The organism is Comamonas composti DSM 21721 (assembly GCF_000429845.1).
GTDB classification, from domain to species: domain Bacteria; phylum Pseudomonadota; class Gammaproteobacteria; order Burkholderiales; family Burkholderiaceae_C; genus Comamonas; species Comamonas composti.
The window spans coordinates 76,448-90,388 of the sequence record NZ_AUCQ01000016.1; the positions used below are offsets into that span (position 1 = coordinate 76,448).

Below are 13,941 nucleotides of genomic sequence, written 5' to 3' on the forward strand. Positions count from 1 at the left end.
GTCTCCTTGGGCGAGCCGGCCGCCCTTGTGCAATGTATGGACTGGACATGGTAAGAACATTCAAAGCCATGCGAAGTCAGTGATTGCCGAGGGCGACCGTCGGCCCATGCGGTGCTTCTCGCTCTCCGGGCGGACCATGGCGCTGTGCAGGGGCGGGCTTGTGCGCAGCGGCTCGATTCAGGGGCTGTAGGCCGATCCCTCAAAGCAAGGCGCACAGCACACGCCGCCCGAAACGGGCGCAGCCCGGAGCCAGGGACAGCGAGCCAGGGCCGCCCCGCAGCGAGGCTGTCGTCCCCCTGCCCGCAGCGCGCAGCGTTGCGAGAGCGGGGGGAAGGCGCGCAGCGACTCGATTCTGGGGCTGTAGGCCGATCCCCCAAAGCAAGGCGCACCGCACATGTCGCCCAAAACGGGCGCAGCCCGGAGTCAGGGACAGCGAGCCAGGGCCGCCCCGCAGCGAGGCTGTCGTCTCCCTGCCCGCAGCGCGCAGCGTTGCGAGAGCGGGGGGAAGGCGCGCAGCGACTCAGGGGGGTGTTCATCATCTCAAGGCTTGAAAAAACTCAGCGGCGCGGTGCGCAGGCGGCGGCGTATGGCCACATAGATGCGCGAGCGGTCGACGCCGCTCACATTGTGCGCACGCATGGCGACGCGGAACGCCAGATAAAAGCTGACCGTGACATTCAGCGCCGCATTGAACGGCAGCATGGCCACGGCCCACCAGAAGGCGTCGATGTGCAGCACGCTCCAGCCAATGGATGCCGCTGCCGCGCCCGCCTGGCCGGCCGACAGCGTCACGTGGCGCACCTCCAGGCCCAGGCCGAAAAAGCCCGCGAACGCAGGCACCAGGCCGAGCATCATGCCCAGGGAGATGTTCGCTGCGAGGCCCGAGACATTGTCGCGCCAGAAATGCGCCCAGCGGTCGGCGCGTGCCGGGCCCAGCCAGCGCGTGATGCCGGGGTTGTAGCGGATCACCGAATCCAGGCGGCGCAGCACGAACCAGTTCTCGGCCCAGCCCGCGATCAGGCTGCTGGCGAACAGCAGCACGCCGGTAAAGGCCGCAAACAGCAGCGAGGGGCCGAGCAGGCTTAGCGAATCGAGCACGGCGATCGCATGTGGCCCGTCGATCGGCGTATGGCCGAAAACCTTGGCGTAGCCCAGGGACAGCAGCAGCACGGCCGGAAACACCACCAGCACATTGCCGAGCACGGCTGCAGACTGGGAACGCACCAGGCGCGCGACCTGGTCCACAAATTCCTCGATGGCCTCGCTGGCACGCAAGTCCTTGAGCTTGGCGGCCATGGCCGGTGCCGTCATGGCCGGCTGCTTGGTGGCCACGGTGAAGTGCAGCATCTGGATCAGCACAAAGCTCAGCGAGTAGTTCAGGCCTGCAGCCAGACCGCTCCAGAAGGCCGACAGGCCCAGCGCATAGAGCGCGAACTTCAGCAGCGTGGTGAAGGCCATGACCAGGCCGCCGCCCGCTGCGCGCTCGAACATCACCAGGTACTCCTTGCCCGTGCGCGTGATGTAGTGCTCGCCGGTTTCGGCGCTGCGCTCGGCCACCTTGGCCGCGAGCAGAGAGGTGTTGGTGGACAGCAGGGCGCGCAGGCTGCGCCGCTCTATGCCCACCGAGACCAGGTTGGCCAGCAGGTCGGCCGTTTCCTTGGCGCGGTTGTCGGCCAGCAGGCAGTCCAGCAGGCGGCGCACACGCAGGATGCGCGCGCGCAGCTGGCGCAGGCGAAAGACCAGGCCCACGGAAATGCCTTCGGACTGGAAATGGGTGTAGACCGAGGTCACGGCGGTGCGGCAGGCATCGAGCCGCTCGCGCAGCCTGGCCTCGGCTGCATCGCGCCGGTCCGTGGTGCGCAGCTCGTGCAGCACCTCCACGCGCAGGCTTTCCACATCATGGATCAGCGCATGAAAGGGCTGGTCGTCGCGCGCCTGCTCGTCCATGCGCAGGCGCAGTTCGGGCGAAAAGCCCGTGGACAGGATCTGGCCCGCGCAATAGGTGATGGCGCTGAGCAGGCTGCGCTGCCAGAAGCCGCAGCCCTGGTTCTCCTCACCATCCTCGGCCTCGGGCGCCAGCAACAGGCCCAGCCGCTCCAGCAGCGGGCCGTCCAGCGCATGCAGCCAGCGTGCATCGAACTCGTCGCGCACGGTGAGCATGAACAGCTCGGCCGCATCCACGGTCTCGGGGGTGGAGGGCAGCAGCTTGTAGCGCAGCCGCTCGTTGATCTCGCTGAACATGCCCGTGCGCGGCGCAAAGCCGAAGTCGGCCAGCAAGGCCGTGATGTCCACGGTGTTGATGAAGCGCAGCCACCAGGCGCGCAGGCGCTGGCGGGCGTCGGCGTCGGCTTCCACGGCTTCGACGAACAATTGCACCCGGCTCGCAGCGGCATCTACCGAAGGCTTGGGAGCGCGTACCCACTCAAGCAGGTGGACCAGCCATAGATGGCGGTGGGCGAGATCGGCCTCGGGGTCAAGTGCGGCCAGCAGGCCGGGCAGGTCGTCGGGGATTCGCTTCATGAGGCGGGGCGCGGGCACGGAACGGCGGTGTGCAGGAGTCGCATCAGGCGACTTTCAATGCAGTACACGGCTTGAGGGATCGGGGAAATGGGGCACATTTTGCGGTGACGACTGCAGCGAGAAGCGGGGGATGGGGCACTCGAACACTTCACCTTCGTGGCTGATGCATAGATAGCTGCCCTGCATGCTGCCATTGGGCGTGCGCAACTGGCAGCCGCTGGTGTACTCGAACGACTCGCCGGGCTGCAGCAGCGGCTGGCGCCCGACCACGCCCAGGCCGCGGACCTCTTCCACATGGCCCTGCTCGTTGGTGATGATCCAGTGGCGTGCAATCAACTGCCCCGGCACCTCGCCGGCATTGGTCACGGTGATGGTGTAGGAGAAGGCATAGACACCGGCTGCAGGAGCTGACTGCTCTGGAAGATAGGCCGGTTGCACCTGGACCTGGAACTCGTTCATGGGCATGGCGGCTATGGTACTGCGTAGCTGCGACAATCTGCCCTCATGAGCCCCACTTACCGCATTGCCCCTTCCATTTTGTCGGCCGACTTCGCGCGCCTCGGAGACGAGGTCTCCCAGGTGATTGCATCGGGTGCCGACTGGATTCACTTTGACGTGATGGACAACCATTACGTGCCGAATCTGACTTTCGGCCCCATGATCTGTGAGGCTTTGAAGCCCCACGCAAAGACAGCCGACGGCCAGGCCGTGCCCATCGATGTGCATTTGATGGTCCAGCCCGTGGACGAACTGGCCAGCGCCTTTGCCAGGGCCGGAGCCGATTACATCAGCTTCCATCCCGATGCCTCGACCCATGTGCATCGCAGCATACAAAACATACGCGCCCAGGGCTGCAAGCCCGGCCTGGTGTTCAATCCCGCAGCCACGCTCGATGTGCTGGACTGGGTCATAGACGACATTGACCTCATCCTGCTCATGAGCGTCAACCCGGGTTTTGGCGGTCAAAGCTTTATTGATGGCACGCTGCGCAAGGTGGAAGCGGCGCGCAAGCGTATCGAGGCCAGCGGCCGCGATATCCGCCTGGAGGTGGACGGCGGCATCAAGGAGAGCAATATCCGCGCCGTGGCCGATGCGGGGGCCGACACCTTCGTGGCAGGCAGCGCCATCTTCGGCAAGCCCGACTACAAGGGCGTGATCGACGCCATGCGCAGCGCACTTGCGCGGTGAGGCAGACACGCATCAACAATGGGTCGCCGCCTTGGCCGGTGTCGCGCCTCGTATCCCGCCCCGCAAAGACACTGAGCGCGCCGCGAGGGGGTCGTGAACACGTTCTAAGGCGTGCATGGGGCTACTGAGATTCACGCATTGACAAGATATCCGCTTGCAGCGGATCGGCATGCATGGCCGCAGTCAATGCCCTGCTCCAGGCTTGTGCAGCCATATCTGGCGGGGATTTGAGAGCGCGGCGATAAGGGCCCGGACGTTGAGTCCGGCCACGTTGGCCGGACACCGCCCTTGATTGACAGTGCTGTGTGAAGTTTGAACAATGGGCTCACGCGCTCAGGCTTGCTGCTTCACTACAAAAATGACCGGCTCGGACCTTGTAGCAAGGGCGAATCGCCAGTCTGTCGGGCATTCAGCAGTTCCCCCGCAATGCAAGGAACCCCGCCATGGCACTGACCAGACGCGGCTTTATCCATACAGGCTCTGCTTTGGGAGTCGAAACGCTTTGGATGGGAGGGTCGGCCGGGACGAATGCCTGGGCCCAGGAGGGCAAGACCCTGGTGTTTGCCGCTGCAGGCACGGTGACCAGCAGTTGGGATCCCACATCGCATACGGTGGCGCCCCAGATCACGGCCGAAGGCTTTCTCTACAGCCACTTGACCAAATGCCCGATGCGGCCTGGCAATGCCGGCGAGATCCTGCCGGAGCTGGCGACGGATTGGCAAATCGTGGATCAGTACACGCTGGAGTACAAGCTGCGCGAGGGTGTGAAGTTCCACGACGGCAAGGACTTCTGGGCCGAGGATGTGAAGGCCAGCTTCGAATATGCGAGCCTGACCCAGCGACCGGGGTCGGCCTGGTATCCGGGGCGTGTCGACGTGGAGGTCGTGGACCGCTACAAGGTCCGGCTCAAGACGCTCAAATACGGCTACCCGGCGCTGAACTTCTGGTATCTGGTGGGCTTCTTGCCCATCATCTCGGCCAGGGATGTAGGTAACCCCGCCGTTCTCAAGAAGCGCCCGAATGGCACAGGGCCGTTTCGCTATGTGGAGACTCGAGGCGATCAGATCATCTTCAAGGCCTTCGAGCACTATCACGAGGGCAAGCCGCAGATAGACAATCTGATCTGGGCCTATGTTCCGGATGCGAATACGCGCGTGCTGGGCCTGCTCAATGGTCAGTATCACTTGGCCGAGCGCCTGGAACCAGAGCAGTATGTGTCGCTGAAAAAAAGCCCGGGCGTGGTCACGGACCGAAGCCTGTCCAGCGAGAACAAGTACATCCACTTCCGCTGCAACAAGCCGCCATTCAACGATGTGAGGCTGCGCCTCGCGGCCGTCCATGCCATAGACCGGTCCCAGGTCTTGACCGTGGTCGGCGATGCGGGGCAGGCCGCGAGCTGCCATCTGTCTCCCGTGAAGTTCGGCTACATCGACCTGCCCAGCTATCCGAAGTTCGATCCCCGGCGCTCGCAGCAACTGCTGGCCGAGGCAGGCTTTCCCCAAGGGCGAGGCCTGCCCGAGATCGAGTACATCACCTCCGTGGGCTTTTATCCCAAGACCCGGGAATACAGCGAGCTGATCGCCGCCATGTTGCAAGAGCAGGGCTTCAAGGTAAAGCTCACCACGCTGGAGCCTGCGGCCTGGGAGGAAAGGCTTTACCGGCGCGCCGATGGCCTGGGGCCTGGCAACATCATCGATGTGGGCTGGATCACGGGCTCGCCCGAGCCTGATCTGGTGCTGCGCCCCAACTACTACTCGAAGTTCGCGCTGGTCAATGGAATTTCGGATCCCATGATCGATGCCTCTCTGGACAAGGAGCGCAATGCGACCACGATAGAGCAGCGTCTGAAGATCCTGCAGCAGGAGACGCTGCCGCTGATTGCGGTCAAGGCGCCGAGTTTGTCGCTGTTCTCTTCGGTCTTTCTGCGCGCCATGAGCAAGAACCTCAAGGGCGTGAGCTTCTCTCCCTATGGACCTGTCGATCTGAGCAAGGCCAGGCTGGTCTGAGGCTCGGGGTCTGTTCCCTGTCCCAGAGGAAGGAGCGACATGCGATTTGCCATCGAGTTCTTCGTAAGGCGCATCAGTCAGGGGCTGGTGATCGTGGTGCTGGTGGCCCTGGCGATCTTCACTCTGCTGCGTGTGGTGCCGGGAGACCCCATGCGCATCATCCTGGGGCCGATGACGCCGGCCAGCGTCCTTGAGGAAACGGCCGTGAAGCTCGGCCTCCGGGACCCGATTCCCATTCAGTTCGCACGCTTTGCCGTAGATGTGGCGGGCGGGGATCTTGGGCGATCCTTCATCCGGGGCGCCCAGGGCGGCAGCACAGGGGGCTCGCAGGATGTGCAAAGCGTGGATGAAAGCAGCCGTGCATCGGTGGCCGGCCTCATTGTGACGGCCTTGCCATATTCGCTGCAGCTCGCCGCTCTGGGAGTGTTTTTTGCATTGTTGCTGGCCTTGCCCATCGGCATGGGAGCGGGGCTGCATGCGGGACGCTGGCCCGGGCGGCTCGGGTTGTATGCAAGCTCCTTGCTGGTATCCCTGCCAAATATCTGGGTCGGCGTGGTGCTGATCTTCCTGCTGTCGGCCCAAACGGGCTGGCTGCCTGCGATTGGCTACCGGGGCTTCGAATACACGGTGATTCCCGCAATGGTGCTGGCGGTGGAGTTGTCACCGGTCATGATTCGTGCGATCTCGGTGGCCGTGGCGGCAAATCTGGGAGAGAGCTATTTCGATGCGGGTCTGGTGCGCGGCCTGTCCTATCACCGCATGGTTACGCGCCATGTGATGCGCAATGCGGCGATTCCGTTGCTCAATCTGTTTGGTGCGCAGATGATCGGCATGCTGCTGGGGGGACTGTTCGTGGTCGAGTACATCTTCAGTTACCCGGGCATAGGCCTGTTGACCATCAACGCAGTCTTTCAGCGCGACTTCCCCATCATCCAGGCCATGGCCATTCTCGCGAGCACGGCTCTGGTGTCCATCAACATGCTGGTTGACTTTGCCTCGACCAGCATAGACCGGCGGCTGAAGTTCTGATGCCGCGCCGCAACCAGCCACCAGAACGCGCAGTTGCTGCCATGGACAAACCGCCGATACGCCGTGCGATGCATGTGGGCGTGCGGGCGCGCATCTGGCACAGCGCCTGGTCTCATCCGGAAATGAAGCTGGCCTGCATGATCTTTGCAGCCCTGGTGCTGATGGTGCTGCTGTGTCCCTGGTTGACGGATGCATCGGCGACGCGCATGAATGTGGATCAGCGCTTTCTGCCGCCGGCCTTCATGGAGGGCGGAAGCAGCCGGCATTGGCTGGGCACGGACCAGCTCGGGCGGGACCTGCTGCTGCGCTCTTTGCTGGGCTTGCGCAATGCGTTTGCGATCGCCGTGGTCAGCGTGCTGGGCATGTTCGCTCTGGGCTGCGCTGTGGGCATTTTTTCGGGCTATCGCGGTGGCTGGGTGGACGTCGCCCTGATGCGGCTGACCGATGTACAGATGTCCATTCCCGTGGTGATTCTGGCGATCACCATCCTCGGCATGTCGCGGCCCACGGCTGGCTCCATCATTGTGGTGTTGATTCTGTCGAGCTGGCCGGTGTATGCGAGGGTGGCGCGCGGAGTCACCCTGGCGGAGCGGCAAAAGGAGTATGTGCGCGCAGCCAGGATTCTGGGTGCTTCGGATCTGCGCATCATGCTCAGGCACATCGCCCCGGGCGTGCTGCCGTCCATGGCTTTTGTGGCCGTGCTGGATGTGGCGCGCATGATGATTTTTGAAGCCATCTTCGGCTTCATTGGCATAGGCATGCAGCCTCCAACGCCGACTTTCGGAAGCATTATTTCCTCGGGCACGCAATACCTTCTCAATGCCTGGTGGATCACCATTGTTCCGGGCATTTTTCTGACCCTGTCCCTGGGCAGTCTCAACCTCATGGGTGGGGTCTGGGAGCGTGCGCGCAACCGCGTCCTGCAAGGAGTCGAGTGATGCGCTTATCCATCTGGAGCAATGGGGTGAGAGTTCAGGCCGCAGATGTAATCCTGAGCGTGCAAGACCTGTCGGTCGAGCTGCGTGCGGCAGGGGCCTGCCGTCCATTGTTGTCGGAGGTCAGTTTTGAGCTCGAGCGTGGCGCGGTGCTCGGCGTCATAGGCGAGAGCGGATCGGGCAAGACGGTGCTGTGCCGTGCCCTGGTCAACTGGCTGAGACCTCCTTTGCATGCGGTGGGCGGCCAGGTCTTTTATGCAGGCAGGAATCTGCTTGCATGCAGTGCACGCGAAATGGCTGATTTGCGTGGCCGGGAAATCGCCTACATCGGCGCCAATCCCGCGAGCGCGCTTGACCCCACGATGCCCGTGGGGACGCAGATCCTGGAGAAGCTGCAGTCCGTGATTCCGGGCATGAGCAGGGATCAGGCCTTGCGGCGCGTGATCGATCTGCTCGATGCGGTCCGGATCCCGTCTGCGGCCAAGCGCTTTCATGAATATCCTTTCCAGTTCAGCGGAGGAATGATGCAGCGCGCGCTCATCGTCGATGCACTGGTCTCAAACCCCCTGCTGCTGATTGCCGACAACATCACCCAGCCGCTCGATGTGACGGTGGCAGCGCAGATACTGCGGCTGCTCAAGGAGCTTCAGCAGGCCTACAGCACGGCCATTGTTTTTGTTTCCTCCCAACTGGGAGTCGTCAGCGAGATTGCAGACCGGGTCCTGGTGCTCAATCAGGGGCGTGTGGTCGAGCAGGCGCCCGTGGCCCGTTTGCTGGTCAGTCCCGCGCATGCCTATACGCGAGCCCTGCTCGATCGCGTGCCGCGTGTCTGGGGCATTCCGGCACCGGCGCGGCCTCTGCCTGGCCAGCCCGTGCTGGAGGTCAGGGCAGTGACGAAAACCTATGTCCAGCGCGATCGCAATGCCTTTTTTACCTACAGCAAGGTGCATGCGGTGCGCGGCGTCTCGTTTTGCGTGAGGCGCGGGGAGAACCTGGGCATCATCGGTGAATCGGGTTGTGGCAAGTCGACCTTGTCGCGTCTGCTCAGCAGCCTGGAGCAGCCGGATGCGGGCAGCATCCACTTCGATGGTCATGATCTGAAAGGCCTGGAGCGCAGGGCGCTGATGCGTGTGCGTCAGCGTTTTCAGTTGCTGCTGCAGGATCCGTATGGCGCCATCGTCTCCCATGCGAGCATCGGGCGCACGATAGCCGAGCCCTTGCTGGTGCACGGGCTGGCCAGCGGGCAGCCACTGCGCCGGCGCGTGACCGAGGCCATGGCCGAGGTCGGCCTGGCACCGGACCTGTATGACAGCCTGCCCGTGGGGCTGAGCGCGGGGCAGCGCCAGCGCGTGAACATTGCGCGTGCCCTGGTGCTTGAACCTGAGCTGCTCATCCTCGATGAAACGCTCTCGGCCCTGGACCAGGTGGAGCAGGCCAAGCTGCTCGATCTTTTTCAGGGTCTGCAGGAGCGGCGTGGCATCACCTATGTCTACATTTCGCACGACCTGGCCATGGTGCGCCGCGTGTGTTCGCGCATTGCGGTCATGTATCTGGGACGCATCGTCGAGCTTTCCGACAACCAGGCTTTGTTCGAGCAGGGCTCTCACCCTTACACGCGGGCCTTGCTGAGTGCCGCGCCCACGCTGGAGAGAAGACCCTATAGCCGCCAGACCTATCTGCTCGAGGGCGAGCCTCCGGATCCCGTGAACATTGCGCCGGGTTGCAGCTTCAGAAGCCGCTGCCCTTTCGCCATGGCGCAGTGCGCGAGTCAGGATCCGGTCCTGAGGTCGGTCGCGGCCGAGAGCCAGGTGGCCTGCCACTTCGATGCCGCGCACATGCCGGTGCAGCGGCCCCAGGCTATGCCCATGAAGAATGCAGCCCCTCTTTCTCACCAGACAAAGGAGTGACGATGAGACTCAAAGGAAAACGTGCCTTGCTCATTGGTGCGGCCACGGGCATAGGCCGGGCCTGTGCGAGAGACTTCGCACGCCATGGAGCGAGCCTGGTCGTGGCCGACATCAACGAGACAGGCCTGGTCGAGACAGTGGCCCTGGCGCAAGAGCAAGGGGCATCGGCCCATGGCCTGGTCTGCGATGTGGGGCAAGAGGCGTCGGTGCGCGAAGCTGTAGAGCAGGCCGAGAGCCTGCTGGGCGGGCTGGATACCTTGGTGTTTCTGGCCGGCTATATGCGTACCGGGGCTGTGGACCAGTTCGCGGCCCAGACCTGGGATGCGATCTTCGATGTGAATGCACGGGGGACGTTCTTTGCGGCCAAGCATGGTGCAGCGGCTTTGCGCAGAGCAGGCGGGGGCAGCATCACGACCACGGCTTCACTTGCGGGCCTCAGAGGTGCGCCTGGCATGACGGCCTATGCTGCAGCCAAGGGGGCTGTGATTGCCTTCACCACGGCCTTGGCGCAAGAACTTGCGCCCGATGGCATACGGGTGAATGCGGTACTGCCCGGCTGGATCGATACGCCCTTCAACACCCCGGCCATCGAATACATGGGTGGGGCACTGCCTCATGCGGAAATTGTGCGCCGGGCCGTCCCTTTGGGGCGGCAGGGGACGCCGCAGGAGGTTTCTCCGATCTATGTTTTTCTGGCTTCGGACGAGGCTGGATACATCACGGCCAAGGCCATGATGGTCGATGGAGGCATGGCGCATTAGTCCGGTTGCCGCGCCGGTGGCCGGCTGCGCGGCAGAATATGTGCTGGAGTCTTGCAGGGCAGGCGCTTGCGGGGCGGTGAAGAACAAGGCACACGGAATGGAAATGCTTGTATTGAAGAGACGACGCGCAGACTTCGAGGCCGTCATCGTCGACCTGGACGGCACCATGGTCGACACGCTGGGTGACTTTGTCCAGGCCCTGCAGCGCATGCTGGCCGACCTGGGGTTGCCCGGCATCGACCCAGGGGCCATCGAGGCCATGGTGGGAAAGGGGTCGGAACACCTGATCCGCAGCGTGCTGGCTCATGTGCGGGCACAGGATGTCGAAGCACTTTACGCGCAGGCCTGGCAGCGCTATCAGCATCACTATCTGCAGATCAATGGGCAGTTCTCCAGGGTTTATCCGGGCGTGGTCGAAGGGCTTGAATCCCTGAGGGGGCAAGGCCTCAAGCTCGCCTGCCTGACCAACAAGCCGTTGTCGTTTGCTCTCCCTTTGCTGCAGTCCAAAGGACTGGATGTTTTTTTCGATCAGGTGTTTGGCGGCGATTCGTTTGCGCGCAAGAAGCCTGATTCCTTGCCCTTGCTCAAGACCTGCGAGGCCCTGGACAGCGACCCCGTGCGCACTTTGATGCTCGGCGATTCCAGCAACGATGCCCAGGCGGCGCGGGCTGCAGGCTGTGCGGTGGTGCTGGTCAGCTATGGCTACAACCACGGCCGGCCCGTGAGCGAGGTCGATGCCGACGGCGTTATCGATTCCCTGGCGGAACTCGCCGTCCGCTCCTCGCCGGCAGATTGAGAAGCGCTTTGCTGATCAAAGAAAGCGGGATGCGGAAAAATCGTGCATTTTAATGTGTGATTTTGCATTTTGTTAATATCGAGCGCTTTGCCGATTGTTGCCGCGTGCCTTAGCGCCGGGGCCGGTTACGACTAGGAGGAAGCGCTAAAAATGCACGGACTGCACCTGACTGCCGATCTGTACCAATGCAAGGGCGATGAGCGCTACATGCTCGATGCCGATGTCATCGCCACGCTGTGTCGCACCCAGACCGAGATGGCGGGCCTGACCTTGGTGGATGACCGTTGGGTCAAATTCCCGGACTATCAAGGCGAGCCCGGCGGGGTCACCGGCACGGTGCTGCTGGCTGAGTCCCACTTGGCGATCCACACCTGGCCCGAGACGGGCAATGTCACCATCGACGTCTATGTCTGCAATTTCTCTGCGGACAATTCGGGTAGGGCCCGAGCCCTCATGGAAGGCGTGATTGCCGCCTATGCGCCAGAGCGAGTGGTGCGCCAGCACTTGATGCGCGGCGATATCGGGCCACAGGGTTCGCAGCAGCCACTGCCCGAATCCAACACCGGTGATCATGGCGACTGGGCGCTGGAGTCTCTGACGGCTCACACCCGCTTTGGCTGGCGGGTTACGCAGCGCCAGGCCTTGCAAACGCCTTTCCAGAAAATGGAGTTGTTGCACACCCCGCAGTTCGGCAAGGTGCTGAGGCTGGACGGCCGCTTCATGACTTCGGAGGGGGAAGAGTTTTTCTACCACGAAGCCCTGGTACATCCAGCGACCGTGGCCCATGCCGCACCGCGCAAGGCCTTGATCCTCGGCGGTGGCGATGGAGGGGCAGCGCAAGAGCTGCTCAAGCACCCCAGTATCGAACAAGTGGTGGTGGCCGAGCTCGACCAGGCCGTGGTTGATGCGGCACGCGAGCATTTGCACAAGGTACATGGCGGTGCCTTCGACAATCCGCGCCTGGATCTGCGCATAGGCGATGGCGTGGCCATGATAGAGAGCACGGATGAGCGCTTTGATCTGGCCTTGATGGATTTGACCGACCCCGATACACCGGCGAGTGCCCTGTATTCGGATGCGGCGCTGGCACGCATGAAGCGTGTTCTGGCTCCTGGTGGCGCTCTGGTGTTGCATCTGGGCAGTCCGGTGTTCCATGGCGAACAGGTGAGCAGCCTGGTCGCGAGCCTGCGTGAGCAATTTGCAGTCGTGCGCTGCTATGGTCTTTATATCCCGCTGTATGGAGCCTATTGGGGCATGGCCGTGGCATCGGACAGCCTGGATGCAGCGGCGCTGTCGCAAGCCCAGTTGCGCCAGCGCCTGGCCGAGCGCGAGCTTGGCGACCTGAGCTACTACAACGCAGAGGTTCACTCGGCGCTGTTCGCCCTGCCCAATTACTACCGTGCTCTCGTCGAGGCCAGGGAGCCGGAGGAACAGGCCTGCGTCCTGTAGTCCTCAGAGCATGTTCATGAGTCGGGGCGTGCGATCTCCCCTGCCGGCTCTCTAAGAGCGTGTTCACGATCTCCTCGCGGCGCGCCAGTGTCTTTGCGGGATGGGATACGAGGCGCGACACCGCAGCAATAGCCGTGTTATTGCGAGGATTCGCAACGCTGTAGACCGCCCGCAAAAGGCACTGTCCCGAAGGGTTGGTGCGAAATCGGGCGATTTCTTCGCGCTGGCCCTTGCTTGCACCCCGGTGCAAGCTGCGGCCCATCGACTCGAACTCATCCCGATTGCGCTTCAACGCGCCTGCATAGAGATCGTGAACACGCTCTAACCGCCGAGCAGCTCTTTCTTGAGTTGCTCATCCGCCGGCTTGGGGCCTAGCCAGATACCCAGCAAAGCCTGGAAGAACTCGGGCTCTGGCATGGGCTGGCCCTGAGCCTGGCCCTTGACCTTGATCGAGGTGCCCTGGCCCGGAACCCATTCCATCTCGAAGGTTTCACCGGGCAGCAGCTTTTTGTGCCGGGAGAAGATCTCGCTGATGCGCAAAACCCCGGATACCAGACGTGAAAAGCGTGCGTGCTCCATGTTGTCCTCCATGCCGCGCGTGAACAGCCTGCCAAGCTCGTTGGCATCGATTTCCCGCAGCATGGTCACGCTCAGGCGCTTGGGACCCGGCAGCGAACTGATCTGCTCCAGACTGGTGCTGGGCTTTTCGAGATAGAGCCCTGCAGCATAGACTTTGAAAATGGCTTTGTAGCGAATGCCTGCACCGTTGAGCTGCAGGCTCTGGCCGGCAAGGCTGAGCTGCTCTGCGTAGTTCACGCCTCCCACGCTGCGTTGGGTGCCGGTGTCGGCATGACCGGCTCCAGCAAGGCCAAGTCCTGCGACAAGTGCAAGAGCGGCCAGGGCGCGCATGGGGGGCGTAGAACGGAAGGCTGGGCTCATGATCTCTCCTGCTCCCGTTGGGAGTGTTTGAGTATGTTTGACATTTCCCATGTTCCCGGGCGTCAGGGGCTGCGGCAACGGGGTTTTCGCGGGTCTGCCGATGCTGCTCCGCATGGCAGGGCATGCGCGTAGTGTGTCGCAAGATTTTGGGCGGTGCTTTGTCATCGCCTTTGGCCTTGGTCTGGCGCGACTGCGCTACACTTGCCGACCATGTTCATTCATCGCATGTTGATTGCAGGTTGTGGAGACCGGGGAGCCTGGCCCTGGCGCAAGCCTGTTCATACAAACTGCTGATAGCGGCTGGGGCGCGAACCCGGCGTGCACCCGCGGCCATTCTGGCCAATTGAATGAACCGGCGCAATCCTCTATGCAGGACCATCAGGTCTGAAGGCGCCAGATATCCGGAGTCCT

At 62.9% G+C, this 13,941-nt stretch carries 11 protein-coding genes; 8 read left to right on the top strand and 3 right to left on the bottom strand.

The features are described from left to right. Positions 1 to 540: 540 nt before the first annotated feature. Positions 541 to 2,520: a site-specific recombinase gene (locus G486_RS0111490; RefSeq protein ID WP_027015667.1), complete on the bottom strand. Its 1,980-nt coding sequence runs from the start codon at positions 2,518 to 2,520 to the stop codon at positions 541 to 543. A gap of 54 nt (positions 2,521 to 2,574) precedes the next feature. Continuing rightward, positions 2,575 to 2,985: a Co2+/Mg2+ efflux protein ApaG gene (gene apaG, locus G486_RS0111495; protein WP_027015668.1), complete on the bottom strand. Its 411-nt coding sequence runs from the start codon at positions 2,983 to 2,985 to the stop codon at positions 2,575 to 2,577. 39 nt (positions 2,986 to 3,024) lie between these two features. On the opposite strand from apaG, the gene rpe reads away from it, so the two are divergent. The 8 genes from rpe (at position 3,025) to speE (ending at position 12,591) form a co-directional block, all read left to right on the top strand. Beyond that, positions 3,025 to 3,708, top strand: coding sequence for a ribulose-phosphate 3-epimerase (gene rpe, locus G486_RS0111500; protein ID WP_027015669.1), 684 nt, complete (start codon positions 3,025 to 3,027; stop codon positions 3,706 to 3,708). A gap of 443 nt (positions 3,709 to 4,151) precedes the next feature. Then, complete coding sequence (locus G486_RS0111505; RefSeq protein ID WP_027015670.1) at positions 4,152 to 5,714, top strand: ABC transporter substrate-binding protein; 1,563 nt, start codon at positions 4,152 to 4,154, stop codon at positions 5,712 to 5,714. Between the two features lie 39 nt (positions 5,715 to 5,753). Continuing rightward, a complete protein-coding gene (locus G486_RS0111510; RefSeq protein WP_027015671.1) occupies positions 5,754 to 6,743 on the top strand; it encodes an ABC transporter permease in 990 nt (329 codons plus the stop codon). 41 nt (positions 6,744 to 6,784) lie between these two features. Further along, positions 6,785 to 7,681, top strand: coding sequence for an ABC transporter permease (locus G486_RS0111515; RefSeq protein ID WP_034387424.1), 897 nt, complete (start codon positions 6,785 to 6,787; stop codon positions 7,679 to 7,681). Beyond that, positions 7,681 to 9,585, top strand: a complete 1,905-nt coding sequence (locus G486_RS22150; protein ID WP_084455227.1) for a dipeptide ABC transporter ATP-binding protein — start codon at positions 7,681 to 7,683, stop codon at positions 9,583 to 9,585. Before G486_RS0111515 ends, G486_RS22150 begins: the two co-directional genes overlap by 1 nt. A 2-nt stretch (positions 9,586 to 9,587) precedes the next feature. Then, positions 9,588 to 10,346, top strand: a complete 759-nt coding sequence (locus tag G486_RS0111525) for an SDR family NAD(P)-dependent oxidoreductase (RefSeq protein WP_051303439.1) — start codon at positions 9,588 to 9,590, stop codon at positions 10,344 to 10,346. A 103-nt stretch (positions 10,347 to 10,449) separates the two neighbouring features. Next, positions 10,450 to 11,142 carry a phosphoglycolate phosphatase gene (locus G486_RS0111530; RefSeq protein WP_027015674.1) on the top strand — a complete coding sequence of 231 codons (693 nt, stop codon included), beginning with the start codon at positions 10,450 to 10,452 and terminating at the stop codon, positions 11,140 to 11,142. A gap of 150 nt (positions 11,143 to 11,292) precedes the next feature. After that, the gene (gene speE, locus G486_RS0111535; protein ID WP_027015675.1) at positions 11,293 to 12,591 is read left to right on the top strand and encodes a polyamine aminopropyltransferase; all 1,299 of its coding nucleotides are present in this window, start codon (positions 11,293 to 11,295) and stop codon (positions 12,589 to 12,591) included. 321 nt (positions 12,592 to 12,912) lie between these two features. On the opposite strand, the gene G486_RS0111540 is transcribed toward speE, so the two are convergent. Further along, positions 12,913 to 13,530 carry a chalcone isomerase family protein gene (locus G486_RS0111540; protein WP_245587300.1) on the bottom strand — a complete coding sequence of 206 codons (618 nt, stop codon included), beginning with the start codon at positions 13,528 to 13,530 and terminating at the stop codon, positions 12,913 to 12,915. Positions 13,531 to 13,941: the final 411 nt, after the last annotated feature.